The organism is Plantactinospora sp. BC1 (genome assembly GCF_003030345.1).
Taxonomy (GTDB): Bacteria; Actinomycetota; Actinomycetes; order Mycobacteriales; family Micromonosporaceae; genus Plantactinospora.
In genome coordinates, this window is record NZ_CP028158.1 from 5,861,127 (window position 1) to 5,885,115 (window position 23,989).

Below are 23,989 nucleotides of genomic sequence, written 5' to 3' on the forward strand. Positions count from 1 at the left end.
AAACTATGAGCGGGGGCCCTTCGGCACACCTCAGCCCTCGACGCCGAGCCGGGAGAGGATCAGCGAGCGGACGGTCTTGGCGTCCGCGCCCCGGGTGCTCTTCATGACGGCCCCGACCAGGGCGCCGGCCGCGGCCACCTTGCCGTCCCGCACCTTCGCCGCGATCTCCGGGTTGGCCGCGATCGCCTCGTCCACGGCGGCGGTCAGCGCCCCGGTGTCGGAGACCACCTCCAGGCCACGGGCGGCCATGATCTCGCTCGGCGAGCCCTCGCCGGCCACCACGCCCTCCAGCACGGTACGGGCCAGCTTGTCGTTGAGCTTCCCCGCGTCGACCAGCTTCTGCAGCTCGGCGACCTGGGCCGGGGTGGCGCCGACGGCGGCCAGCTCGACGCCGGCCTCGTTGGCCCGCCGGGACAGCTCGCCGAGCCACCACTTCCGGGCACCCGCCGGGGTGGTGCCGGCGGCCACCGTCTGCTCGATCAGTTCGACCGCACCGGCGTTCAGCACCGACTGCATGTCGTGGTCGTTCAGCCCCCACTCCTGCTGCAACCGCCGCCGGTGCACCCGGGGCAGCTCCGGAAGGCCCGCCTTCAGCTCGGCGACCCAGGCCGCGTCCGGGGCCAGCGGCACCAGGTCCGGCTCGGGGAAGTAGCGGTAGTCGGTGGCGGTCTCCTTGGACCGGCCGGGCGTGGTGTCGCCGGTGTCCTCGTGGAAGTGCCGGGTCTCCTGCACGATCCGGCCGCCGGAGTCGAGTACGGCCGCCTGGCGCAGCATCTCCGAGCGGACCGCCCGCTCGACCGAACGCAGCGAGTTGACGTTCTTGGTCTCCGTCCGGGTGCCCCACTCGGCGGAGCCGGCCGGCGAGAGCGACGTGTTCACGTCACAGCGCAGCGAGCCCTCCTCCATCCGGACGTCGGAGACGCCGAGCGAGCGGATCACGTCCCGCAGCTCGGTGACGTACGCCCGGGCCACGATCGGAGCCTTCGCGCCGGTACCCGGGATCGGCTTGGTGACGATCTCGACCAGCGGAATGCCGGCCCGGTTGTAGTCGACCAGCGACTCGGTCGCGCCGTGGATCCGCCCGGTGGCGCCACCGACGTGCAGCGTCTTGCCGGTGTCCTCCTCCAGGTGCACCCGCTCGATGCCGATCCGGACCATCTCCCCGTCGACCTCGACGTCGAGCCAGCCGTCCACGCAGAGCGGCTCGTCGTACTGGCTGATCTGGTAGTTCTTCGGCATGTCCGGGTAGAAGTAGTTCTTCCGGGCGAACCGGCTCCACGGCGCGATCGAGCAGTTCAGCGCGAGACCGATCCGGATGGTCGCCTCGATCGCGGCCCGGTTGGCCACCGGCAGCGAGCCGGGCAGCCCGAGGCAGACCGGGCAGACCCGGGTGTTCGGCTCGCCGCCGAAGTCGGTCGGGCAGCCGCAGAACATCTTGGTCTTCGTGCCCAGCTCGACGTGGGTCTCCAGGCCGATCACCGGGGCGTAGCGCTCGACGACGTCGTCGTACGAGGGCAGGACGGTCGTGCTCATCAAGACTCCAGCTCTCGGGCGGCAGCCGGCCCCCCGGCGGCATCCGGACAGAACCCTGCAAGCCTAATCGTTGCCCCGACCCGGGCTCGCCCGGGTTTCACCGCCGACTCCGCCGACCGGCCGGATCAGGACCGGCGCACCGCCACCAGGTACCCGTCGATCGTGGTGCTGGCGAAGTGCTCCGCTCCGACCAGCCGGACCGGTATCCGGACCGTCCGGCTCTTCGTGCCGAACGGGAAGGCGTCGTCGGAGCTGTGGAAGATCAGATTGTCCTTCTCGACGCGCAGCACCAGCACGTCGATCCGGTCGTACGGGTTGTCGGCCGTCCGGCCGGCGAACTCGGCCGGGCTGCCCGCCCGGGCCACCTCGTCGAGGAAGTCGAGCCGGTCGTGGTAGCGGGCGGTCGGGTGGGAGTAGTTCGCGGTCCACTGCACGAACCCGTAGTACGGGTAGAAGGCGAAGAGGTTCGCCCGGTCCGAGAGCACGACCGGATGCCCGGAGCCCCGGTACCGCTCGGAGATCACCGCGTGCACCGCCTCCGCCGCCGGCAGTTTCGGCTTCGCCTCCTCGTCGTGGAAGCCGGGCAGCCGGCCGTCCGGGAACGTCTCGTTGTGCGCGACCCTGATCCGGTCGTCGTCGACCACGGTGCTGACGAACCGGTCCGTGGCGAAGACCGCGAGCAGCACCCCGCCGAGCGCCACCACCCGCCAGAGCTGCCCGGCGGAGACGGTCGCGGCCGGCAGCCGGTCCACGGCGTACCGGGTCAGCCGGACCAGCCCCATCGCCGCCCCGGCCAGCAGTACCACCGGGACCACGGCCTTCATCCGGAACGACATCAGCGGCATGTCGACGGCGGCGAAGAGCCAGCCCAGCGCGTGCCAGACATAGAGCGAGACGAGGACGATCAGCAGCGACCGGGACAGCGCCTCCCGGAGCGTCACCACCAGGAAGCCGAGGCCGAAGAGGCAGAGCGCGCCGAGCACCGAGGGCGAGAGCATCGGCAGGGCCAGGTCGCCGGAGTTCAGGGTGATCCACCGGTTGTTCAGCGACTCGAACCGGGCGGCGGTGAGGAAGTTCCAGGCCAGCGGCGCCCAGTACGGCGCGGCACCGGCCGCCGCGATGCCCAGCACCCCGAGGCCCCGCCCGACGACCCGCCAACTGAACTCGGCACGCCACCGCTGCACCGCCAGGAACAGGGCGAAGACAATGACGAAGAGGAAGAAATAGTAGTAGTAGACGCAGAACAGCACCGCGCCGATCAGGCCGAGCAGGACCGGGTGCCGGGGCCGCAACCCCGGCCGGGTGAGCCCGTGTACCGCCTCCAGCCACCACGGCACGATCGCGACCAGCACCAGCCAGCCGTACGACTCGTACAGCTCGGGGGCGATCAGCGGCACCGCCGAGATGAGCGCCGCGACCCGCAGCGGCACCAGGCGGCGCCAGCACAGGTACGAGACGAGCGGGGTGAGGAAGCCCACCGCGACCAGGCCGTACTTGAGCATCTTCCACGGCGCCACCCCGGCCAGGTCGGCGGCCCGGCCGAGCAGCCAGAAGAAGCCCGGCGCGTAGTAGGCGGGCAGGTCCCGGTAGGTGTAGTCGGCGAGCCGCCACGAGTCGGCGAACCGGGTGACGATGGCGGTCCGGAACGTCTGGTCGCCCTGTAGGCCGTTGGCGTCGAACGGGGTGCCGTGCAGCGCGGTGAGCAGCGTCAGCGCGGCGAGGCCGCCGAAGAGCGCCGGCAGCAGGTCGGCATCCCAGGTCCGGCCCCGGCGCCGGGCCCACCAGACGGCGAGCACGGCGAGGGCGGCGACGACCAACGCGGCGGTGTGCAGGCCGTACTCGGTACGCCCGGACCGGGGACTGACCCCGGCCCGCACCGCCAGGGCGTGGATCGCCAGCACCACCAGTCCGACGGCACCGGCGAAGAGCAGCGGGCGGAGCGCCGACAGGCCGCGCCGGACGAGGGTGCCGGCCCGGCCCGCTCCGGACGGCTCCGGTTCTGTCGTCGGTCGCTCCGGTGCGCGGACACGCTGATCCTGATCGGCAACCCCGTGTTCCACGTATCCCCGCTCGTCTCCTTTGAGGACAGAACCGGGTGCAGGCTAGCCGAATCCGGACCGGGTACCGCTCGGCCGTTCCACCGATCCCCGTCGATCGAACGGCCGCCTCCGGTCCGCCCTCCGGCCGCCGGGCTCAGCCCGACGGCTCGGCCGCGCTGCCGGGTCGGACCAGGCCGGTCTCGTACGCCACGATCACCAACTGGACCCGGTCCCGGACGCCGAGCTTGGCGATCGCCCGGGTGATGTGGGTCTTGGCGGTCAGCGGGCTGATGAAGAGGCGCCCGGCGATCTGCTCGTTGGAGAGCCCGGTGGCGACCAGCCGGAGCACCTCGCGCTCCCGTTCGGTGAGCACCGACAGCCGCGCCTCGGTGTCGGTGGCCGCCACCGGCCGGTGCGCGAACTGTTCGATGACCCGGCGGGTGACGCTCGGCGAGAGCAGCGCCTCGCCGGCCGCGACGATCCCGACCGCCTGGCGGAGCTGGGCCGGCTCGATCTCCTTGGTGAGGAATCCGCTGGCGCCGGCCCGCAGGGCGGCGAAGACGTACTCGTCGGTCTCGAAGGTGGTCAGGATGATGACCCGGCAGCCGGACATCGCCGGGTCGGTCACGATCCGCTCGGTGGCGGCGAGGCCGTCCAGCCCCGGCATCCGGATGTCCATCAGCACCACGTCCGGGCGCAGGGTACGGGCCAGCCGCACCGCCTCGTCGCCGCTGCCCGCCTCGCCGACCACCTCGATCTCCCGGCCCCGGCGCAGCAGGCTGCGGAATCCGGCCCGCACCAGGGCCTGGTCGTCGGCGAGCAGCACCCTGATCGTCACGGCCGGAAGCCTGCCACCGGGATCGTGGCGCGGACCGCGTACCCGCCGCCGTCGGCCGCTCCGGCGGTGAAGGTACCGCCGAGGGCGGCGACCCGCTCCCGCATCCCGTTGATGCCGTGTCCCGGCACCGCCGCCGGGCCGGGGCCGTTGCCGTCGTCGCGCACCTCGAGTCGTACCGAATCGGTGGTGATCGCCAACCGGACGGTGGCCCGTCGCGCGCCCGCGTGCTGCACCGTGTTGGTCAGCGCCTCCTGGATCACCCGGTAGCAGGCCAGCGCGACCGGCGCGGCGACCGTACCGGGATCGCCGGTGACGTCGACGGCGACCTCCAGGCCGCTGGCCCGGGTCCGGGCGGTGAGTTCGGCCAGGCCGTCCAGGTCGGCCTGCGGGGCCGGGACGGCGTCCGCGTCCGGCCGGTCGCCCGGCGCCCGCAGCACGTCGATCAGCGACCGCAGGTCGGCCACCGCCCTGGCCCGGACCTCCTGGGCGGTACGCAGCGCGGCCCGCGCCTCGTCGGTGGAGTCGTCCAGCGCCTCGTCCACCACCCGCAACTGCACCCCCACCACGGTCAGGGTGTGCGCCACCACGTCGTGCAGCTCGCGGGCGATCTGCAACCGCTCCTCCGCGGCCCGGCGATCCGCCTCCAGCCGCCGCTCCTGCTCGGCGTGCGCCAGTCCGGCGGCGAGTTCGGCGCGCCAGCGCAGCCAGTTCCGGAACGCCACCGCGACCGCGATGGTCAGGGCCAGGCCGAGCGCCTCCCCGCCGACCTCGCCGATCGCCCGCTGCACCGCCTGACCCTCGGCCGTCCACTGCCAGTTGACCGCGAAGGTCAGTTGGAACAGCCCGGCCCCGACCGCCCAGCGCAGCCCGTGCCGCCGGGGCGTGTCGTCGGCGGCCAGCACGAAGAAGATCACCGACGCCGGCCAGACCCAGCCGGCACCGGTCAGCTCGGCGATCCGGAATCCGCTGACGGCCGCCAGGCTGGCCAGCAGGGCCGCCACCGGCCAGCGGCGGCGCAGCAGCAGGAAGAGCGCCATCCAGCCGGCCAGCGGCAGGGTGCCCTCGTAGGTGATCGGTGCACCGGCGACGGCGGTGCCGACCGGTACCCCGACCAGGGTCAGGGCGACCAGGCCCAGGGTGTTCCAGACCGGCCGTCGCCGCATGGCGGGGCCGCCGGCCGGGTCCTCGTCCCGGGCCGGCACCCGCTGGTCGTCTCCGACCACCGATCCGCCCGGGTCCGGTGGTCGCGGCAGCGTCGTCGTCATCCTGGCCTCCTCCTTCGGCAAGCCTGCCTCACACCGCGTGAGGTCGACGACACCGACGCTAGGCGGCAGGGGCCGGCGGCGCGTCAGCCCAGGGCCGACACCTGCGGCTGCCCGCCTGGAGCACCACGTACACCGGACGGAGTACCGGCGCCCGGGCGCGGTCGCGTGCGGTGTGCTCAGGACTGGTCGCCGGCACCGAGCAGGACGGCGACGAGGAGCACGCAGAGCAGCGCGACCGGCAGGCCCCAGCGGACCAGCCGGGTACGCCGGTCCGGGCCCCCCGCCGCGGCTCCCGGGGTCGCCCCGGCCGGCGGGTTGGCGGAGAGCCGCCCGGAGGCGAGCGGCCACCAGGCGGCCACCAGCAGCAGTACCCCGGCGCCGAGCGGCAGCCAGCCGGGGAGCCGTACCGCCACCTGCTGCCAGACCAGCACGGGTACCGTCGTGCAGGCGATCGCGGCGGCCCCGACCAGGCCGAACCGCCAGTCCGGAGCCGGCCGGTACGCCCGCCCGGCCCGGAACAGCAGCGCGACGGCGAGGACCATCCCGGCCACCCCGGCGAGGGCCGAGACGAACTGGCCGACGGTGAGTTCGGCGGTTCCGTACCCGATCACCGCCTCCAGCCCGGCGAGCAGTGCCATCACCCCGACCAGGGTGCTGGCGGCGACGAAGCCGCCCAGCCAGGGTGAGCGCCGGTGCGGGGCCGGTCCCGCCGAGCGGAGCCCGTGCGCGAGCGCCGCGGCATACTCGGCCGGCTCGCCGAACGCCTCAACCGGATCCGCCGCCGGCTCGGCCGGATCCGCGGTTGCCTCGGCCGGATCCGCGCCCGGCTCGGCGCAGTACGTGTCGACCTCGGCCAGCGCCGCCCGGATCTCCGCGCCGGGTACCCCGCGCCGCCGCGCCTCGGCCGCGAACGCCGTACGCCAGTCGTCCGGCGCGGAACTCCCGGGCATGGTCGGGCTCAGCCGGCCAGGGCGTCGCGCAGCTCGCCGGCCCGCTGCCGGCCCATGCAGAGCGGGCCGGTCAGCTCCAGCCAGGAGCCGTCCCGGAAGGTGACCCGGAGCCGGGCGCCGTGCAGCCGGTGCCGGCGTCGGCGCGCGCCGCTCACCTCGGCCCGGGGCACCGACCAGAGGGGCTTCAGTTTCGCCGCCGCCACCGGCGGGGTCGGCTCGCCGAACGGCCGTATCTCGGTGGAGGGGGCGACCGAGAAGACCACCAGCCGCCGGTCGGTGACCACGGCCAGCAGCTTGGCGTCGGTCGGCACCGCCCGGACGTAGCCGGCGGCGACCGAGTCGAGCCGGCCTCGTGCGGCGCGGCCGAAGAAGAGCCGGATCAGCCAGTCGGTCGGACCCCCGCCGCCGATGTTGTCGATCGCCTCAAGGCCGCTGAGCGCCACGTTGGCCAGCCCCATGCCGGCCACCGCCGCACCGTCGCCCGGGGTCGGCTCCGGCGGTCGGGGCGGCGGGTCCGGCGCCAGCCCGTGCGGACGCTTCGCCTCGCTGAGCGCCAGGATCGCCTCGCCCGGTTCGAGCCTGCTGGTGACCGCGTCCGTGTAGAGGTGGCGGTAGTCGGTGGGCACGGCTCAGCCCAGCGGGTAGTCGTCGGCGGCGTTGCCCAGCACCTCCCGCATGGAGTCCTGCAACCGCCGGGTCGCCTCCCGCTGCGCCCGCCGGATCGTGCCGGTGATCTCCGCGCCGAGCTGGTCCGGGCTGTACCGCATGCCCCGGGAGGTGATGTCGACCCGGTCGACCCGGCCGCCGTGGTCGACCGCCACCCGTACGGCACCGCTCTCGCTCTCCAGCTCGACCGGCTGCGCCTGTAGCTCCTCGATCCGCCGGCTCATCTGGGATTGCAGCCCGTCCAGGCTGTTCGCGAGCTGCTCCAGCCGATCCAGCGCGGGGTATTCCGCCACGTCGTCCTCTCCTGCTCTCGTCCGCTTCGGTGCCTCGGTGACCGGTCCGCCCACCGGCCGGTCAGCCCACCGAGTCGATCAGATTCTGCACGCTCTTGGTGTACGGGCCGATGTCCTCCCGGTAGGTGCCGTCGGTCGCGTAGTTGCGGTCCTTCTGCCCGTCCGAGATGTCGTGCATGCCGACGGCGGTGTCCAGCACCGCACCGCCCTTGCCGCTCAGGTTGACCGGCGAGACCTGGTTGAAGACGAAGCGGGGTACGCCGACCTTGAGGCTGTGCTCCGCCAGGATCGCCCGCCCCTGCGCGGTACGGCCCTGCTGCTTCCAGATGGCGTATTCCTTCTTCAGCTTGCGCAGCTCCATCACCCGCTTGCGGTACTGGGTCAGCAGCGTCTTGACGTCGTCCAGCTTGGTGGCGAGCTTCTGGAGGATCCGGACCAGCTTGCTGACGATCCGGGCGCCCCGGCCCAGCGTCATCGCCAGCCGGGCCAGCCAGCGTACGACGAAGGCGGCGATCGAGGCGCCGAAGCTGAGGAACGCCGCCGCGGCGGCGATGATCGCCTCGATCAGGAAGGCGGTCAGGAACTCGAAGATCAGCTCGCAGAGCAGGTTGAACGCGTCGACGGCCGCGTTCGCCGCCTCGACGAGTACCTCCTTGGCCGCGTTGAGGCCCTCGGCGAGCTGCCGGATGGTCTGCTCGACGTTGGTCAGCCCGGTCTGGAACGCCTCCTGTGCGCTGCCGCCCCAGGCCGGCGGCTGGAGCTGGGCCCGGTCGGTCTGCTGCTGGGCGGCGATCGCGAGCACGTCGTTCGACGCGGCGAGGCAGCGTTCCGCGCCCCGCATCAGGTCGTCGGGATCGCCGGCCACCTGTTCGAGGAGCTGCTCGAACGGTGACAACACCGTCCGGGTGAAGCCCTGGAGCGGCTCCGGTACGGAGCCGACGAACTGCTCGAAATAGGTCTTGCTGCGTTCGAGCGCGACGGTGGACACTGCGCCCTCCCCCTTCGTGGTCTTCGGTGTGCCGCGCCGGTCGGGTCGTCGCGGCGGTGCCTGGTCAGCCGCCGAACCGGGCCTGCGCGGCGGCGTCGCTGTTCACATACGAGTCCCGCTCGGCGGTGACCGCGTCGGCGATCACCTCCATCACCTCGGACCCGTCCGCCAGGGCCTGGAGGCACTCGTCGAGGCACGACTCGTACTGCTCGTAGAGGGTGAACGAGGCGGGCATGATGCCGAAGGAGGAGCGCCCGACGGCGCCGTCCCGGAGCCGGCCACGGATCTCGTCGAAGTCGTCCGCGCGGGCGTAGCTGGTCTTGGAGAAGCTCTCCAGCGCTGTCGGGTCTACCGTGAACCCGTCACCTGAACCGCCAGTCATGACAAGGCACCCTAATAGATCACTTCGGTGTCATCGGCCCGGCTGGGGCGGATCGGGGCAACAATTTGGACCCGCCCGGTCGATCGGTACGCCCCGGCGTCGAGCCGGCACCCGGCGTGGTCGAATCCGGCGGGACCGGGCCGAAGCACCGTCCATAGTCGACGAACGGGGCGGCCGGATGATCCGTCGCCGAGCTACCCTCGCCGACAGTGGGTTCGTCCGACCGGGGAGCGGCGATGGTCCGGATAGCGCTGATCGGTGACGTCGGTGGCCACGCCGACCAGTTGCGCGACGCCCTGCGGGCGCTCGGCGCGGACGACGACCGGCCGGGCCTGCCCGACGACGTCACGGTGGTGCAGGTCGGCGATCTCGTCGACCGGGGCCCGCACAGCGGCGCGGTGCTGGAGATCGTCCGCTGGTATCTCGACCACCAGCCGGAGCGGTGGATCCAGCTCGCCGGCAACCACGAGGCGCAGTACCTGCCCGGCGGGACGCCGTTCTGGCCGGACCGGCTCGCCGACACCGACGCCGAGCTGCTCCGCTCCTGGTGGGCGGAGGGCCGGCTGCGGGTGGCCGTCGCGATCCGCACCGCCGACGGCGAGGACCTGCTGGCCTGCCACGCCGGGTTGACGGTCGGCGCCTGGCGGGAGCTGGGCGAGCCGCCGAGCGCCGCGCTCGCGGCCCGGCTGCTGAACGACCGCCCGGGGCCCCTGATCTTCCGGGGCGGGGAGTTCGGGGTGGACCGGGCGGCCGGGCCGTTCTGGGCCGAGGCGGGCTGGGAGCTGCACGAGCCGTGGTTGGCGTACTACGGCGGTGGCGGGTTCGTGCCCTTCGGCCAGGTGCACGGGCACTCCCAGGTCGTACGCTTCGCCGACCGCACCTGGCGGTGCCCCGGCCGGGTACGCCAGCGCGCCACCGCCGACTGGGCCGCCCGGCACGTCCGGGTGCGCATCGGCGGACGGATCTTCACCGGGATCGATCCGAAGCACGGGCGTACCGGCGCGCCCGGCTGGCAGCCGCTGCTGCTCGACGGCGCCCGGCTCCTCACCGGCCAGGAACTCCCCGAGGGCGGGTGACCGGGCACCGCCACCGCCGCTCGGATCTCCGGCCCACCCGGCCGGCCCGGACACCTCCGCCGCTGTCGATACCCGCCCGGAGAAGACCGGGATTGGGGAGTATGAGCGAAAGAGGCGAATCTGCCGGGACGATCGCGGGGGAACGATGAGCGGCGCGGTACACCACCGGAACACCACGGTCGACGGCCTGGACGTCTTCTACCGCGAGGCCGGCCCGCCGGACGCGCCGCCGCTGGTCCTGCTGCACGGTTTCCCGACCAGCTCGCACATGTTCCGGAACCTGATCCCGGCGCTGGCCGACGACTACCACGTGGTGGCGCCGGACCACATCGGCTTCGGCTACTCCGCGGTCCCGTCCCTGGGCGACTTCCCGTACACCTTCGACGCGCTCACCGACGTCACCATGGGGCTGCTGGACCAGCTCGACATCCGCCGGTACGCCGTCTACATGCAGGACTACGGCGCGCCGATCGCCCTGCGGCTGCTGCTGCGCCGGCCGGAGAGCATCTCGGCGATCGTCACCCAGAGCGGGAACGCCTACCGGGAGGGATTCGTCGAGAAGTTCTGGAAGCCGCTCTTCGGGTACGCGAAGGATCCCGGACCGGAGAACGAGGCCGTCGCCCGGCTGGCCTTCACCGAGCAGGAGGTCCGGGCCCAGTACGAGACCGGGGTGCCGGACGTCAGCCTGGTCAGCCCGGACGCCTGGCACCACGCGATGGAGGTGCTCGGCCGGCCGGGCAACCACGACAACCAACTCCAGCTCTTCCGGGACTACCAGACGAACCTCGACCTCTATCCCCGGGCCCAGGAGTGCTTCCGGCAGACCCGGGTACCGCTGCTCGCCGTCTGGGGCGCCAACGATCCGATCTTCGGCCCGGAGGGTGCCCGCGCCTTCCAGCGGGACCTGCCGGACGCCGAGATCCACCTCCTCGACACCGGCCACTTCGCGCTGGAGACGCACGGCGACGAGATCGCCGGCCACATCCGGGAGTTCCTCGGCCGGACCCAGCGGCAGCCGATGCCGGCCCGATGACGTCGGCGCCGTCCGGGGCGGCCGGCCCAGCGGCCCACCCCGGACGGCGCCACAACCGCGGCGACCTGTCGAACGGTCAGAGGTTCCTGGTCTGGTTGTAGAGGTTCAGCGCGGTGTTGTCGAAGAACGGCGAGATCATGATCGTCGGGTTGACGATCCGGTCGATCCGGCTGTTGACGCCGTACAGGAAGCCGAAGTTGCCGTCCCAGTTGAGCAGCCAGCCGCCGCCGCTGGAGCCCCGGGTCATGTCGCAGGGGATCCGGATGGTCTGGGTGGCACCGGCCGACTCCGGCTGCGAGTTGCCGGAGCAGCGCAGCAGGTTCCCGCCGTCGAAGGGCGCCTCCTGCGGATAGCCGAAGGCGTTGATCGGGACGTTCAGGCCCCGGTTGACGTCCAGGCCCTGGCCGCCGAGCCGGGCGACGATGTGCTGCCCGTTCAGGGTGTTCATGATCGCCACCGCCATGTCCTCGGCAAAGTTCGAGCTGGCGGTCCAGCCCGGCGCCGGGACGAGCCGGGACGCCGTCCAGGTGCCGAACGGCCGGGGATTGGCGAGGTCGTCGTCGAAGGCGGGCACGAAGGCCCAGTTGGTGGCCAGCGCGCCGCCCGGACCGCCCGGGTGGGTGCAGTGCCCGGCGGTCCAGACCGTGTCCTGGCCCTCGGAGTTGACCACCGTCCCGGAGCAGACGAAGTTGCCGGTGGGCAGGGTGAAGAAGACCTTGCCACTGGTCCGCGCCGTCGGGTGGTTGGAGGCGAAGTTCGGGTTGAGTGCCGCCGGCACCGGACCGCGCTCCGGGGTACCCAGCTCACCGGCGGCCGGCGGGATCGTCAGCCGGGCGCCCCGGTCGACCGCCTGCCGGTTCGCCTGTCCACTGTCGACGTACCGCTTGACCGCCTGCCGGTAGGCGGGTGACTCCTCGACGGGCTGCGCCGCCCGCATCCGCTCCGGCGTCCAGTACGCCTCGATCGCCTGGTGCTCGCTGGCCCCCGGCCCGTACGCGGCCCGGCCGGCCGCCCACGCCTCGGCGGTGGCACCCGGGTCCAGGCCGGGTGCGGGTGCGGCACCCGCCGGCTGGCTCAGCGCCAGGGCCGGCGCCGCCAGCACCAGGGCGACCGCCGCTGATGTTGCCCAGTTGGCCCTCTTGGGTAGGACTCTCATGGACTGGCTCCTCCTCGGTAGGCATCTGCGCCGAACCCCCGCCGGCGCCGCTACTGAGCAGAGAGTCATCGATGTCCGACGGTGCCGCCGGGCATCCTGGACCCGGTTGGACAGGACTGGACAGCGGGGCGCTCCCGGACCGACCGGTCAGCCGCGCGGATGCCCCGGCGGCCGCGCCCCGGCCCGGACCTCCGGGCGGTACGCCCCGGAGACGTCGGAGCGGACGTCCCAGCCGAGAGCGCGGTAGAGGGCGCGGCCGTCGTCGGTGGCGACCAGGATTCCGGTACGCAGCCCGCCGGCCACCGCCCGCGCGGCGAGGGTACGCATGACGACGCTGCCCAGCCCCCGCCGCCGGTGTGCCGGCTCGGTCTCGACCTGGTCGACGATGCCGAACTCCCCGGCGGGGGCGAGCCGCCCCGACGCGGCCCTGCCGCCGACGCTGTCGTGCACCGTCGCGACGACCACCCCGGTGCCGGGCTCGGTGTGCACCCGGACCGTGTAGCCGGCGGGCGGCGCGACCGGCTCCGCGCGGAACCGCACGCTCATCAGGTGTCCGGCGATGTCCATCGTCCAGCCGTCGGGCAGGGCGGCCCGGAACCCGGCCGGATCTCCACTCACCTTGATCCAGTTGCCGGGGGCGGTCAGCTCCCGACCGAGCCGGCCGAGCAGCTCGGCGTCGTAGGTGTGCAGCACGTGGCGTACCCGATGGCCCGGCAGGCCGACGTCGACCCGGAAGCCGCCGGGGACCTCGACCGGCGCGGGCGTCCCCCGGGAAACCGCCCAGCCGCGCCCCCAGGCCATGATCAGCTCGGGGACTGAGGGGTCGACCGGGAACTCGACGGTGGAGGTGGTCTCGGCGCTGCGGGCAGAGCCGGTGAAGCCGTGCGGCATGGGTGTCCCCCCGGTTGCGGGATGGCCGGTGCACCGACCTTATTGCACACTCTTGGCAATAAGGGTCGGAGTGTGACCGGCCTTGCTCCCGCCGGGCCGAGACCGCGCTGCGCCCGCCCTGCATCCCGGCTGCGTCCGGCGCCCACACCGCCGGCGGATGCGCACCTTCCGGTACCACCGCCGGCGGGACGGTCCCCGACGGAAGGTGACCCCGGCTCAGAGCTCCGGCGGGGTGAGCGTGCCGATCACCGACTCCAGCGCGGCGCCGACCCGGTACATCCGGTCGTCCGCCATCGTCGGCGCCATGATCTGCAAGCCCACCGGCAGCCCCTCCGACAGCCCGCACGGCACCGAGATGCCCGGCCCGCCGTAGAGGTTGGTCGGGATGGTGAAGAGGTCCGCCAGGTACATCTGGTAGGGATCCGCCGTCCGCGAGCCGAACGGGAACGCCACGAACGGCGTCGTCGGCGAGATCAGCACGTCGGCCTGCTCGAACGCGGCGGTGAAGTCGCGGGTGATCAGGGTACGCACCTTCTGCGCCTGCCCGTAGTAGGCGTCGTAGTAGCCGGACGAGAGCGCGTACGTGCCGAGCATGATCCGCCGCTTGACCTCGGGGCCGAAGCCGGCGTCCCGGGTCAGCGACATCACCTCCTCCAGCGAGTGCACGCCGTCGTCGCCGACCCGCAGCCCGAACCGCACCCCGTCGAACCGGGCCAGGTTCGAGGAGCACTCGCTCGGCGCGATCAGGTAGTAGGCCGGCAGCGCGTACTGGAAGTGCGGGCAGGAGACCTCGACGACCTCGGCACCGAGCTTGGTCAGCGCGTCGACGGCGTCCCGGAACGCGGCCGTCACCCCCGGCTCGGCACCCTCGCCGGAGAACTCGGTGACCAGGCCCAGCCGGACTCCGGTCAGGTCACCGGAGGCGCCGGCCCGGGCGGCGGCGACCACGTCCGGCACCGGCGCCGGGATCGAGGTGGAGTCGCGCGGGTCGTGCCCGCCGATCACCTCGTGCAGCAGCGCCGCGTCCAGCACCGTACGCGCACACGGGCCGGGGGTGTCCAGCGACGAGGAGAAGGCGACGAGGCCATATCGCGAGGTGCCGCCGTAGGTCGGCTTCGCCCCGACGGTGCCGGTCACCGCACCCGGCTGCCGGATCGAGCCGCCGGTGTCGGAACCGATCGCCAGCGGCGCCTCGTACGCGGCCAGCGCGGCCGAGCTGCCGCCGCCGGAGCCGCCCGGGATCCGCCCCAGGTCCCACGGGTTCCCCGTCGGCCCGTACGCCGAGTATTCCGTCGACGAGCCCATCGCGAACTCGTCCATGTTGGTCTTGCCCAGCATCACCGTGCCGGCCTCGCGCAGCCGGCGCACGATCGTCGAGTCGTACGGCGGCCGCCAGCCCTGGAGGATCTTGGACCCGACGGTCGTCGGCACGCCCTTGGTGGTGAGCACGTCCTTGACCGCCACCGGCACCCCGGCCAGCGGGCCCAACTTCTCCCCGGCGGCCCGCTTCGCGTCGACCGCGCGGGCCGCCTCCAGCGCACCGTCGGTGTCGACGTGCAGGAAGGCGTGCACCCGGTCGTCGACCGCGGCGATCCGGTCCAGGTGCGCCTGGGTCACCTCGACCGCGGACGCCTCGCCACCGGCGATGAGGGCCGCGATCTCGGTCGCGGTCATCCTGGTCACGTCAGCCATGGTGGTCACGCGTTCCCTTCCGCCGGGCCCTCACCACGGGGGCTGGGCGGCTCGTCCTCGTCCAGGATGCGCGGCACCCGGAACCGGTCCTCCTCGCTGTCCGGCGCCCCGGAGAGCGCCTCCGCCCGGGTCAGGCCGGGCACCACCACGTCGTCGCGCAGCACGTTGGTCAGCGGCACGGAGTGCGAGGTGGGCGGGATGTCCGCGGCGGCCACCTCGCCGACCCGCGCGACGGCCTGGAGGATCACGTCGAGCTGGCCGGCGAAGGTGTCCAGCTCCTCCTCGGTGACGGCGAGCCGCGACAGTCGCGCCAGGTGCGCGACCTCCTCGCGGGAGATGGCGGACATCGGTGCCCCCTTCATGCCTTGACGTCTACGCGGCTTCCGCCGTCGACTTTCCCGGCGCAGCGTGGCACGCGCGCCGCGACCCCAGCGAGTCTATTTGGCACCCCGAGCGTCGCCGCCCCCGACTCCCCCGGGCCCCGGCCGTCCCCGGCGGCACCCTGCGACCGCCGGGTCACTCCACGCTCGGATGCAGCCGGGCCGCCGCCTCCGCCTTCGCCGGTCCGCCGCTCGCCGTCACCGGCGTGCCCGGCTCGACCGGCTCGGCCAGCGCGTCCCGCTCAATCGTCGGCCCGGCCACCCCGGGCGGCCGGTCCGGCCGCTCGCCGAGCTGCGCCGCCCCGTCGCCGTTGCGCACCGCCCGCTCGCCGAGCGGTGCCGCCCGGCCGTCGTCCCGCCCGGCCCGGACGCCCGAGCCGGTCCGCTCCGCGCCGGCCGGGGCGGGGCCGCCGGCGCCGACCCGGGCGGCGGGGCTGATCGGCCGGTACCGCGAGAGCCAGGTGACCAGCTCCTCCGCCGGCATCGGCCGGGCGAAGAACCAGCCCTGCGCGACCTCGCAGCCGGCCTCGTGCAGCAGCCGCCAGGTGCGCTCGTCCTCCACCCCCTCGGCGACGACCCGCAACCCCAGGGCACCGGCCAGCTCGATCACCGACCGGACGATCGCCGCGTCGTCGGCGTCGGCGACCATCCCGAGTACGAAGGAGCGGTCGACCTTCACCTCGGCCAGCGGCAGCCGGCGCAGGTGCTGCATCGAGGAGTAGCCGGTGCCGAAGTCGTCCATCGAGATCGCCACCCCGATCCGGTCCAGCCGGGTGATGGTGGCCAGCACCCGGCGCGGGTCGGCCATCAGCGCGCCCTCGGTCATCTCCAGCTGGATCCGCGACGGCGGTACGCCGTACCGGGCGAGCCGCTCCGCGATCTGGTCGGCGATCTCCCCGGTGTGCAGGTCACGGACGCTGACGTTGACCGCCGCCCGCAGCTCCAGCCCGGCGGCGGACCACTTCGCGAGCTGCTCCACCACGTCGTCGACGACCCGGCGGGTCAGCAGCCGCATCACCGCGCTCTGCTCGGCGACCCGGATCAGCTCCTCCGGGTCGACCATGCCACGCCGGGGGTGCCGCCAGCGCAGCAGCGCCTCCACCCCGACCACCTCGCCGGTGGCGATCGCGATCTGCGGCTGGTAGTAGAGGGTGATCTCACCGGCGTCGTCGGCCCCGGTCTCCAACACCCGGCGCAGGTCGGCCAGCAGGCTCAGCCGCTCCGCCGAGTTGTGGTCGGACTCGGCGGCGTAGACCGCCACCGGGTCGCCCCGGTGCTTCGCGTCGTACATCGCCACGTCGGCGTGGCGCATCAGGGTGGCGAAGTCGGCGCCGTGCTCCGGATAGAGCGCTATCCCGATCGAGCCGCCGACGTCCAGCGGCAGCCCGTCCAGCGGTACCGGGTCGGTCAGCTCCCCGACCACCCGGTCGGCGACCCGCCGGGCGTCCGCCACCCCGTCGAGCCGGGTGGCGAGGATGGCGAACTCGTCCCCGCCGAGCCGGGCGATCACGTCCGGCGGGCGTACGGCCGTGGTCAGCCGGGCGGCGACCTCGACCAGCAGCCGGTCCCCGACGGCGTGCCCGAGGGCGTCGTTGACGTGCTTGAAGCGGTCCAGGTCGAGCAGGAGCAGCGCGAGCTGCCCGCCGGGGGCCTGCTTGCCGGCCAGCTCGGCGTGCACCGCCACCTGCTCGGTCACCTCGACCCGCAGCGCCTCCCGGTTGGCCAGCCCGGTCAGCGGGTCCTGCCGGGCGAGCTGCTCCCGTTCGGCGGAGAGCCGGGCCATCCGGGAGACGGCGTAGAGCGGCAGCACCATCATCGGGACCAGCGCCGGGCTGGTCCGGGCGGCGGCGACCAGCACCGGGGCGAGCAGCAGCAGCGAGCCGGTGGCGAGCAGCTCGAAGCCGAGCCCCTGGCGGATCCGGGTCCACCACCGGCCGCCGAAGCGCAGCCGGACGGCGGTGGCGACCAGGCCGTGGTTGACGGTCAGCCAGGCGCCCGCCGCGCCGACCGCGACGAGCACGTCGAGCGGCCGGAGCCGGTCGGTCCCGCCGAACCCGTCACCGGGTACCAGCCGGACGACCGCGTCGGCGGCGACGAGTGCGCAGGCGTACTGGGCGATGTTGAAGATCGTGCGCCAGGGCGCGTACCGCATCCGCCAGCCGGAGACCAGCACGGCGGCGGCCTGTACCGCGATGGCCGGCCCCGGCCCCCACTCCAGGGCGACGGCGAAGGTGAAGCAGATCGACGGGAAGACCGACATGCTGCGCCGCTCGGCGTGCGGGCTGAACGGGCGGGCGTCGAAGGTGACCGCGAGGGCCGCCATCAGCCAGAACGCCAGCGGCAGCCGGGGCAGCTCGCCGGGGAGGGCGAGCAGCGACACGGCGGAGACCCCGACGGCCAGGCCGACGACAGCCCAGACGAAGCCGAAGAACGGCGCCGTCCGATCTGGAGGGACGGAGTTCCGCAGCGCGGCGGCCTCCATGTGACCTCCCGAACCTCTCGGTCTGGGCGCGGCGGCTGCCGCGCGACGTGCCTCCCATGAAACGCCCTGACCCGCGCCCGGCGGGAGGCGACAGACGCGAATCGGGCCTAGTCGTGACTAACTTGAAATACTGCGCATCTTGCCCAGGAAGTTCTGTTACGGATTGCTGATCGACCCATTACTAATCGTCACTGAGTACGAGCCTACCCGCGGCCTCCGGACCCTCCGTGAGCAGCGCCGCGAAACCGGCCTCGTCGAGCATAGGCACCTTCAGCGCCGCCGCCTTCTCCGCCTTGGAGCCCGGGTTGTCGCCGACCACCACGAAGTCGGTCTTCTTCGAGACGGAGCCGCTGACCTTGGCGCCCCGCAGCCGCAGCTCCTCGGCCGCCCGGTCCCGGGTGTACCCGGACAGCGTCCCGGTCACCACCACGGTCAACCCCTCCAGCGGGCGCGGCCCCTCCTCGACCCGCTCCTCGGCCATCCGTACGCCCGCCTCGGCCCACTTGCGCAGCACCTCGCGGTGCCAGTCCACCTCGAACCACTCCCGCAGGCTGACCGCGATCGTCGGCCCGACACCGTCCACCGCCGACAGTTCCGGCTCACCGGCCGCCTCGATCGCCGCGATCGAGCCGAACTCCCGGGCCAGCGCCTCGGCGGCGGTCGGGCCCACGTGCCGGACGGAGAGCGCCACCAGCACCCGGGCCAGCGGCCGGTCCTTCGCGGCGGCGAGACTCTCCAGCAACTTCTGCGCGTTGCGGCCCAGCGTGCCGTCCTTGCGTACGAAGAACGGCACCCGGGCCAGCCGCTCCTCGTCCAGATAGAAGAGGTCGCCCTCGTCGGTGATCACTCCCGCGTCGAGCAGCGCGCCGACCGCCTTGAAGCCGAGCACCTCGATGTCCAGCGCCTCCCGGCTGGCCAGATAGAAGATCCGCTCGCGCAGCTGCGCCGGGCAGGTACGCGCGTTCGGGCAGCGGATGTCGACGTCGCCCTCCCGGGACGGCGCCAGGGCGGTGCCGCAGGCCGGGCAGCGGGTCGGCATCTCGAACCGGCGGGCGTCCGGCGGGCGCAGCTCCACGATCGGCCCGAGCACCTCCGGGATCACGTCACCGGCCTTGCGGATCACCACCGTGTCGCCGATCAGCACACCCTTGCGCTCCACCTCGTGCGCGTTGTGCAGGGTGGCCCGGGCCACCGTCGAACCGGCCACCTTCACCGGCTTCAACTCGGCGAACGGGGTCACCCGGCCGGTCCGGCCGACGTTCACCTCGATGTCGAGCAGCTCGGTGGTGACCTCCTCCGGCGGGTACTTGAAGGCGATCGCCCAGCGGGGTGCCCGGCTGGTCGAGCCGAGCCGGCCCTGGATGGCCACCGGGTCGACCTTGACCACCACCCCGTCGATCTCGTGCTCGACGTCGTGCCGGTGCTCGGCGTAGTACTCGACGTAGTCGGTGATGCCGGCCAGGTCCGGCACCACCCGCCAGCGGTCGCTGGTCGGCAGCCCCCAGCCGCGCAGCGCCGCGTACGCCTCGGACTGGGCGGCCGGCGCGAACCCCTGCCGCGCCCCCAGGCCGTGCACGACCAGCCGCAGCGGCCGGCTCGCCGTGATCCGGGGATCCTTCTGCCGCAGGCTGCCCGCCGCCGCGTTGCGCGGGTTGGCGAAGGGCGGCTTCCCCTGCTCGACCAGCCCCGCGTTCAGGTCGGCGAAGGCGGCCACCGGAAAGTAGATCTCGCCCCGCACCTCCAGCAGCTCCGGGACGGGTTCGGTGCCGTCGGTCAGCCGCTCCGGCACCTCCTTCAGGGTCCGTACGTTCGCGGTGACGTCCTCGCCGATCCGGGTGTCGCCCCGGGTCGCGGCCCGGACCAGCCGACCCTTCTCGTAGGTGAGGTTGATCGCCAGCCCGTCCACCTTCAGCTCGCAGAGGTAGTCCACCGGACCGCCGGCATCCCGCTCGATCCGCTCCACCCAACCCGCCAACTGCTCTGGCGTGAAGGCGTTGTCCAGCGACATCATCCGCTCGATGTGCGGCACCGGGGTGAAGAGCGTGGAGAAGGTGCCGCCGACCCGCTGGGTCGGCGACTCCGGGGTACGCAGCGCCGGATAGCGCTCCTCCAGCGCCTCCAGCTCGCGCAGCAGCGTGTCGAACTCGGCGTCCGAGACGATCGGCGCGTCGAGCACGTAGTACCGGTACTGGTGGTCGGTGATCTCGGTGCTCAGCTCGGCGTGCCGGTCCCGTGCCCCGGCGGTCGGCTCCTCGCCGGCCGCCGCCTCCTGCTCCGGCCCGACCTGCTGCGGGATCGCTTCCTCGGACACCTCGACCTCCTCCGACCTCACCGCAAACCTAACCGCCCTCCCCGGCACGCACAGTCGGACCGGCCTGGCCGGGCCCCGTCCGGCGCCACCGTCGGAACCCCGGCGGTACGCGGCGGCGGTCAGTCCCAGGCGGCGCCGAGGGTGCCGAGCTGGTCGGCGTACTCGATCCGGTCGGGCCAGTCGGCGGGCCAGGCCGCCATCCCGTACGCCGCGCCGACGAAGGCCCCGGCCAGGCAGGCGATCGAGTCCGAGTCGCCGGAGGTGGTGGCGCCCCGGGCCAGCGCCGACACCGGGTCGTCGGCGTGCCGGATCGCGCAGTACAGGGCGGTGCCGAGCGCCTCCTCGGCGATCCAGCCCGCCCCGGTGGCCGCGCACGCGTCGGTGCCGTCGTCCGGTGACGCCAGCGCCGCGTCCAGCGCGTCGAGCACCCCGAGGCACTCGTCCCAGCCCCGGGAGATGAAGGTGACCGGGTCGTCGACGGCGGGCCGCTGCCACAGGTCGCCGAGCCAGTCGGTCCGGTAGACGGTGCGCTGCCGTACGGCCCGGTCCCGCAGCAGGCCGGGCAGCTCGGCCAGGGCCGCGCCGTCGCGCAGCACCCGGACCGCGTACGCGGTCAGCTCGCTCGCGGCGAGCCCGGTCGGGTGGCCGTGGGTCAGCCCGGCCTGCAACTGGGCGACGCCGGCCAGCGTCTCCAGGTCGTAGCCGGGGACCAGCCCGACCGGGGTGACCCGCATGTTGGCGCCGCAGCCCTTCGAGTCGGCCACCGTCGCCGCCTGCCAGCGCAGCCCCTCGGCCAGGCCGCCGCAGGCGCGCAGGCAGGTCATCCCGGGGGCGCGATTGTTCTCCGGACTCTGCGCCCAGGCCACGAAGCGCTGCCGGAGCAGCGGCTCCAGCGCCTCGGGGGTGGGCGCCGGGCCGGCCTCGTGCAACGCCCAGCCGACCGCCAGCCCCATCTGGGTGTCGTCGGTGACCCGGGCCGGCTCGCCGACCAGCTCGCGGGGGCCGGCCGGGCCGTACCGGCGGTGGATCTCGACGACCGGCAGGAACTCGGTCGGCGCCCCGAGCGCGTCACCGTAGGCCAGCCCGAAGAGCGAGCCGGAGGCGCGGGCGAGGTGTGGCGAGGCGGTGACCGGATCAGGCATGGCGGCCATCTTCCCGGAGTCGTTCCGGCGCCGCCACCCGCCCGCTCGGCCTGCCCAGTCGTCCCGGCGGAGCCTGGTCAGTTGCCCAGTCGTCCCGGCGGAGCCCGGTGAGTCGGCCCAGTCGTCCCAGCGGAGCCGGGTGAGTCGGCCCAGCCGTCCCGGCGGGGCCCGGTCGGCTGGCTCAGTCGTCCCAGCAGAGGCAGAACGGGTGGCCGGCGGGATCGGCGTAGACCCGCCAGCCCTGACCCTCGCCGGGCAGCCGGGTCGCACCGAGCGCCAGCGCCTGGGCCTCGGCCTGCTCGATGTCGTCGACGGTGACGTCCAGGTGGAACTGCTGCGGCCGGTGTGGGTCGGGCCAGCGCGGCTCCCGCAGGTTGACCGCCTTCTGGAAGGCGAGCCGGGGATGCTGCCCGGGCTCGCCGCCGAGCACGACCCAGCCATCGTCGTCGTCGGCCCCCCGATCGTCGACGGGCAGCCCGAGCAGCTCCGAATAGAAGCCGGCCAGGGCGCGCGGATCAGGGCAGTCGATGACGACGGAACGGAGGTGACCGATCATGCCCCCATCCTGCCCGTCGGATGTGACAGGAAAACCTACTCCTCGGCGAGTCGGCGACCCGCGTCCCGGCAGGCGGTGAGGAGGGTCCGGGCGTACTCGCCGGTGGCGCCGGCCAGCCCGCAGGCGGGGGTCACCACCACCTGCTCGGCGAGCCGGGCGCGGGGGAAGCCGAGCCGGTCCCAGAGTTGGCGTACCCGATCGGCGACCTGGGCCGACGACGGCCCGCGCCCGCCCTGCGGCGGCAGCGTCGGTGCCGCCCCGGCGAAGAGTCCGAGCCCGGCGTCGATCGCCTCGCCGACCGGGTCGAGCCGGTCCACCAGGGCCAGGTCGAGCGCCACCGCCGCCGCGCCGGCCGCCCGGACCAGGTCCAGCGGTACGTCCCGGGCACAGCAGTGCAGCACCACCGGCGCGTCGACGGTCGACACCACGGTACGGAGCAGCCCGGTCGCCGTCCCCGACTCGACCGGCCGGTACGCCCCCAGCCCGCTCTCGGTCGGAATCCGCCCGGCCAGTACGGCGGGCAGCGCCGGCTCGTCCAGTTGCAGCAGCACCGTGGCCCGGGGCAGCCGGCGGCGGACCTGCGCCACGTACCCGCGCAGCCCGTCGGCGAGCGACTCGGTCAGGTCCCGGACCGCCCCGGGGTCGCGGAGCATCCGACCGCCGACCGGAAGCTCGACGTTGGCGGCCAGGGTGAGCGGTCCGGCCGCCTGCACCTTGAAGGTGCCGGTGAACTCGCCGGCCTGCTCGGTCATCTGGTCCAGGTCACGTTCCAGCAGGTCGAGGGCCTGACGCAGGTCCCGCCCCGGACGCCCGGCGATCCGCCACCGGGCGGCGTAGAGCTCGACCGGCAGGTCCACCAGCAGCCCGGCGCTCCGGCCGACCAGGTCGGCACCGGGTCCCCTGGCGGGGAGTTCGGGCAGGTGCGGCACGGGAAGCTCGCCGAGCACGATCCGCTGGGCCTCGGCGATGTCGGTGCCGGGCATCGAGCCGATGCCGGAGGCCGCCCCGGCCGGCCAGGGCCACGCCGGCCCGGTCGCCGCCGTCGAGTCCGCCGGTTGGTCGGGCAGCTGCTGTTGATCGGTCACGTCGGCAGGTTATCCCGGCACCGGCAGTCCACCCGGCACCGGCGGTCCATCCGGCACTGCCCGGCCACCCGGCACCGACGGTCCATTCCGGCACTGCCCGGCATGCGGCACCGGAGCGACGTTCTCAGGCGGCGGCGCTGATGGTGGCCGAGCCGAGCACGACGTCGCCGCCCGGATCGGGCCGGTAGACCACGATCGCCTGCCCGGCCGCCACCCCACGGACCGGCTCGCGCAGCTCGGCGCGCAGCGCCGCCCCGTCGAGCCGGACGGTGGCCGGCACCACCTGGCCGTGTGCCCGCAACTGCACCTCGCAGTCGAAGGCGTCGGTCGGCACCGGTCCACCGGTCCAGACCGGCCGCTCGCCGCTCACCGTGCGGACCTCCAGCGCCTCGGCCGGCCCCACCGTCACGGTGTTGGTCTTCGGGGTGATCGAGAGCACGTACCGGGGCTTCCCGTCCGGGGCCGGCACGCCGAGCGCCAACCCCTTGCGCTGCCCCACCGTGTAGGCGTACGCGCCGCTGTGCGCGCCGACCACCGCACCGGTGCGGGCGTCGACAATCTCGCCGGGCGCCTCGCCCAGCCGGTCGGCGAGGAACCCCCGGGTGTCGCCGTCGGCGATGAAGCAGATGTCGTGCGAGTCGGGCTTGTCGGCGACCGCCAGGCCCCGGTCGGCCGCCTCGGCGCGTACCTGTGCCTTGGTTGAGTCGCCGAGCGGGAAGATCGACCGGTCGAGCTGCTCCCGGGTCAGCACCGCCAGCACGTACGACTGGTCCTTGCCGAGGTCGACGCTGCGCCGGAGCAGCCCGTCCGGGCCGAGCCGGGCGTGGTGACCGGTGACCACGGCGTCGAAGCCGAGCGCCACCGCCCGGTCCAGTACGGCGGCGAACTTGATCTTCTCGTTGCACCGCAGGCACGGGTTCGGGGTACGCCCCGCCGCGTACTCCGCGACGAAGGTCTCCACCACGTCTTCGTGGAACCGGTCGGCCAGGTCCCACACGTAGAACGGGATGCCGAGCACGTCCGCCGCCCGCCGGGCGTCCCGGGAGTCCTCCAGGGTGCAGCAGCCCCGGGCACCGGTCCGGTAGGTCTGCGGATTGCGCGCCAGCGCCAGGTGCACCCCGGTGACGTCGTGTCCGGCCTCCACCGCCCGCGCGGCGGCGACCGCCGAGTCGACCCCGCCGGACATCGCTGCCAGTACCCTCACCGGTCCATCCCCTCCACCTGACGAGCC

Annotated in this window: 21 protein-coding genes; 2 read left to right on the plus strand and 19 right to left on the minus strand. The window is 73.7% G+C overall.

Annotated elements, in window-relative coordinates:
- Positions 1-30 precede the first annotated feature (30 nt).
- The 9 genes from gatB to C6361_RS25665 all read right to left on the minus strand — a co-directional run bounded on the left by gatB (position 31) and on the right by C6361_RS25665 (position 8,954).
- On the minus strand, positions 31-1,533 hold the full coding sequence (gene gatB, locus C6361_RS25625) for an Asp-tRNA(Asn)/Glu-tRNA(Gln) amidotransferase subunit GatB (protein ID WP_107258335.1): 1,503 nt from the start codon (positions 1,531-1,533) through the stop codon (positions 31-33).
- 125 nt (positions 1,534-1,658) lie between these two features.
- The gene (locus tag C6361_RS25630; protein ID WP_107269249.1) at positions 1,659-3,593 is read right to left on the minus strand and encodes an arabinofuranosyltransferase; all 1,935 of its coding nucleotides are present in this window, start codon (positions 3,591-3,593) and stop codon (positions 1,659-1,661) included.
- A gap of 133 nt (positions 3,594-3,726) precedes the next feature.
- Positions 3,727-4,410, minus strand: a complete 684-nt coding sequence (locus C6361_RS25635) for a response regulator transcription factor (RefSeq protein ID WP_107258333.1) — start codon at positions 4,408-4,410, stop codon at positions 3,727-3,729.
- Complete coding sequence (locus tag C6361_RS25640; RefSeq protein WP_234358997.1) at positions 4,407-5,675, minus strand: sensor histidine kinase; 1,269 nt, start codon at positions 5,673-5,675, stop codon at positions 4,407-4,409. Before C6361_RS25640 ends, C6361_RS25635 begins: the two co-directional genes overlap by 4 nt.
- Before the next feature lie 176 nt (positions 5,676-5,851).
- Positions 5,852-6,625 (minus strand): hypothetical protein, encoded by a 774-nt coding sequence (locus C6361_RS25645; RefSeq protein ID WP_107269250.1) that lies wholly within the window; start codon positions 6,623-6,625, stop codon positions 5,852-5,854.
- 8 nt (positions 6,626-6,633) lie between these two features.
- Positions 6,634-7,251 carry a hypothetical protein gene (locus tag C6361_RS25650; RefSeq protein ID WP_107269251.1) on the minus strand — a complete coding sequence of 206 codons (618 nt, stop codon included), beginning with the start codon at positions 7,249-7,251 and terminating at the stop codon, positions 6,634-6,636.
- 3 nt (positions 7,252-7,254) lie between these two features.
- The gene (locus tag C6361_RS25655) at positions 7,255-7,584 is read right to left on the minus strand and encodes a YbaB/EbfC family nucleoid-associated protein (RefSeq protein WP_159079474.1); all 330 of its coding nucleotides are present in this window, start codon (positions 7,582-7,584) and stop codon (positions 7,255-7,257) included.
- Between the two features lie 61 nt (positions 7,585-7,645).
- Positions 7,646-8,572, minus strand: a complete 927-nt coding sequence (locus tag C6361_RS25660; protein ID WP_107258329.1) for a WXG100 family type VII secretion target — start codon at positions 8,570-8,572, stop codon at positions 7,646-7,648.
- Positions 8,573-8,636: 64 nt separating this feature from the next.
- Positions 8,637-8,954 (minus strand): hypothetical protein, encoded by a 318-nt coding sequence (locus C6361_RS25665; RefSeq protein ID WP_107258328.1) that lies wholly within the window; start codon positions 8,952-8,954, stop codon positions 8,637-8,639.
- Between the two features lie 209 nt (positions 8,955-9,163).
- On the opposite strand from C6361_RS25665, the gene C6361_RS25670 reads away from it, so the two are divergent.
- Positions 9,164-10,030, plus strand: coding sequence for a metallophosphoesterase (locus tag C6361_RS25670; protein WP_234358998.1), 867 nt, complete (start codon positions 9,164-9,166; stop codon positions 10,028-10,030).
- Between the two features lie 145 nt (positions 10,031-10,175).
- The gene (locus C6361_RS25675) at positions 10,176-11,063 is read left to right on the plus strand and encodes an alpha/beta fold hydrolase (RefSeq protein ID WP_107269254.1); all 888 of its coding nucleotides are present in this window, start codon (positions 10,176-10,178) and stop codon (positions 11,061-11,063) included.
- Between the two features lie 76 nt (positions 11,064-11,139).
- On the opposite strand, the gene C6361_RS25680 is transcribed toward C6361_RS25675, so the two are convergent.
- The 10 genes from C6361_RS25680 to mnmA form a co-directional block, all read right to left on the minus strand.
- A complete protein-coding gene (locus C6361_RS25680; RefSeq protein WP_159079475.1) occupies positions 11,140-12,219 on the minus strand; it encodes a serine protease in 1,080 nt (359 codons plus the stop codon).
- 147 nt (positions 12,220-12,366) lie between these two features.
- The gene (locus C6361_RS25685; protein WP_199853079.1) at positions 12,367-13,110 is read right to left on the minus strand and encodes a GNAT family N-acetyltransferase; all 744 of its coding nucleotides are present in this window, start codon (positions 13,108-13,110) and stop codon (positions 12,367-12,369) included.
- Positions 13,111-13,326: 216 nt separating this feature from the next.
- Positions 13,327-14,802, minus strand: coding sequence for an Asp-tRNA(Asn)/Glu-tRNA(Gln) amidotransferase subunit GatA (gene gatA / locus C6361_RS25690; protein ID WP_107263909.1), 1,476 nt, complete (start codon positions 14,800-14,802; stop codon positions 13,327-13,329).
- Between the two features lie 5 nt (positions 14,803-14,807).
- The gene (gene gatC / locus C6361_RS25695; protein WP_101371937.1) at positions 14,808-15,149 is read right to left on the minus strand and encodes an Asp-tRNA(Asn)/Glu-tRNA(Gln) amidotransferase subunit GatC; all 342 of its coding nucleotides are present in this window, start codon (positions 15,147-15,149) and stop codon (positions 14,808-14,810) included.
- 169 nt (positions 15,150-15,318) lie between these two features.
- The gene (locus C6361_RS25700; RefSeq protein WP_107269256.1) at positions 15,319-17,664 is read right to left on the minus strand and encodes a bifunctional diguanylate cyclase/phosphodiesterase; all 2,346 of its coding nucleotides are present in this window, start codon (positions 17,662-17,664) and stop codon (positions 15,319-15,321) included.
- A gap of 181 nt (positions 17,665-17,845) precedes the next feature.
- Positions 17,846-19,975: an NAD-dependent DNA ligase LigA gene (gene ligA / locus C6361_RS25705; protein ID WP_107263908.1), complete on the minus strand. Its 2,130-nt coding sequence runs from the start codon at positions 19,973-19,975 to the stop codon at positions 17,846-17,848.
- Between the two features lie 119 nt (positions 19,976-20,094).
- Positions 20,095-21,117: an ADP-ribosylglycohydrolase family protein gene (locus C6361_RS25710; protein WP_107271182.1), complete on the minus strand. Its 1,023-nt coding sequence runs from the start codon at positions 21,115-21,117 to the stop codon at positions 20,095-20,097.
- Between the two features lie 181 nt (positions 21,118-21,298).
- Positions 21,299-21,673 carry a VOC family protein gene (locus tag C6361_RS25715; protein WP_107269257.1) on the minus strand — a complete coding sequence of 125 codons (375 nt, stop codon included), beginning with the start codon at positions 21,671-21,673 and terminating at the stop codon, positions 21,299-21,301.
- 35 nt (positions 21,674-21,708) lie between these two features.
- The gene (locus tag C6361_RS25720; RefSeq protein ID WP_107271183.1) at positions 21,709-22,656 is read right to left on the minus strand and encodes a methionine synthase; all 948 of its coding nucleotides are present in this window, start codon (positions 22,654-22,656) and stop codon (positions 21,709-21,711) included.
- A gap of 226 nt (positions 22,657-22,882) precedes the next feature.
- A complete protein-coding gene (mnmA, locus tag C6361_RS25725; RefSeq protein WP_199853080.1) occupies positions 22,883-23,962 on the minus strand; it encodes a tRNA 2-thiouridine(34) synthase MnmA in 1,080 nt (359 codons plus the stop codon).
- Positions 23,963-23,989: the final 27 nt, after the last annotated feature.

Bases quoted from the DNA above. Each gene is read 5' to 3' on its own strand.
- gatB (WP_107258335.1), bottom strand. From the start codon at position 1,533: ATGAGCACGACCGTCCTGCCCTCGTACGACGACGTCGTCGAGCGCTAC.
- C6361_RS25640 (WP_234358997.1), bottom strand. From the start codon at position 5,675: ATGACGACGACGCTGCCGCGACCACCGGACCCGGGCGGATCGGTGGTC.
- C6361_RS25645 (WP_107269250.1), bottom strand. From the start codon at position 6,625: ATGCCCGGGAGTTCCGCGCCGGACGACTGGCGTACGGCGTTCGCGGCC.
- C6361_RS25665 (WP_107258328.1), bottom strand. From the start codon at position 8,954: ATGACTGGCGGTTCAGGTGACGGGTTCACGGTAGACCCGACAGCGCTG.
- C6361_RS25675 (WP_107269254.1), top strand. From the start codon at position 10,176: ATGAGCGGCGCGGTACACCACCGGAACACCACGGTCGACGGCCTGGAC.
- C6361_RS25680 (WP_159079475.1), bottom strand. From the start codon at position 12,219: ATGAGAGTCCTACCCAAGAGGGCCAACTGGGCAACATCAGCGGCGGTC.
- C6361_RS25685 (WP_199853079.1), bottom strand. From the start codon at position 13,110: ATGCCGCACGGCTTCACCGGCTCTGCCCGCAGCGCCGAGACCACCTCC.
- gatA (WP_107263909.1), bottom strand. From the start codon at position 14,802: ATGGCTGACGTGACCAGGATGACCGCGACCGAGATCGCGGCCCTCATC.
- gatC (WP_101371937.1), bottom strand. From the start codon at position 15,149: ATGTCCGCCATCTCCCGCGAGGAGGTCGCGCACCTGGCGCGACTGTCG.
- C6361_RS25700 (WP_107269256.1), bottom strand. From the start codon at position 17,664: ATGGAGGCCGCCGCGCTGCGGAACTCCGTCCCTCCAGATCGGACGGCG.
- C6361_RS25710 (WP_107271182.1), bottom strand. From the start codon at position 21,117: ATGCCTGATCCGGTCACCGCCTCGCCACACCTCGCCCGCGCCTCCGGC.
- C6361_RS25715 (WP_107269257.1), bottom strand. From the start codon at position 21,673: ATGATCGGTCACCTCCGTTCCGTCGTCATCGACTGCCCTGATCCGCGC.
- C6361_RS25720 (WP_107271183.1), bottom strand. From the start codon at position 22,656: ATGCCCGGCACCGACATCGCCGAGGCCCAGCGGATCGTGCTCGGCGAG.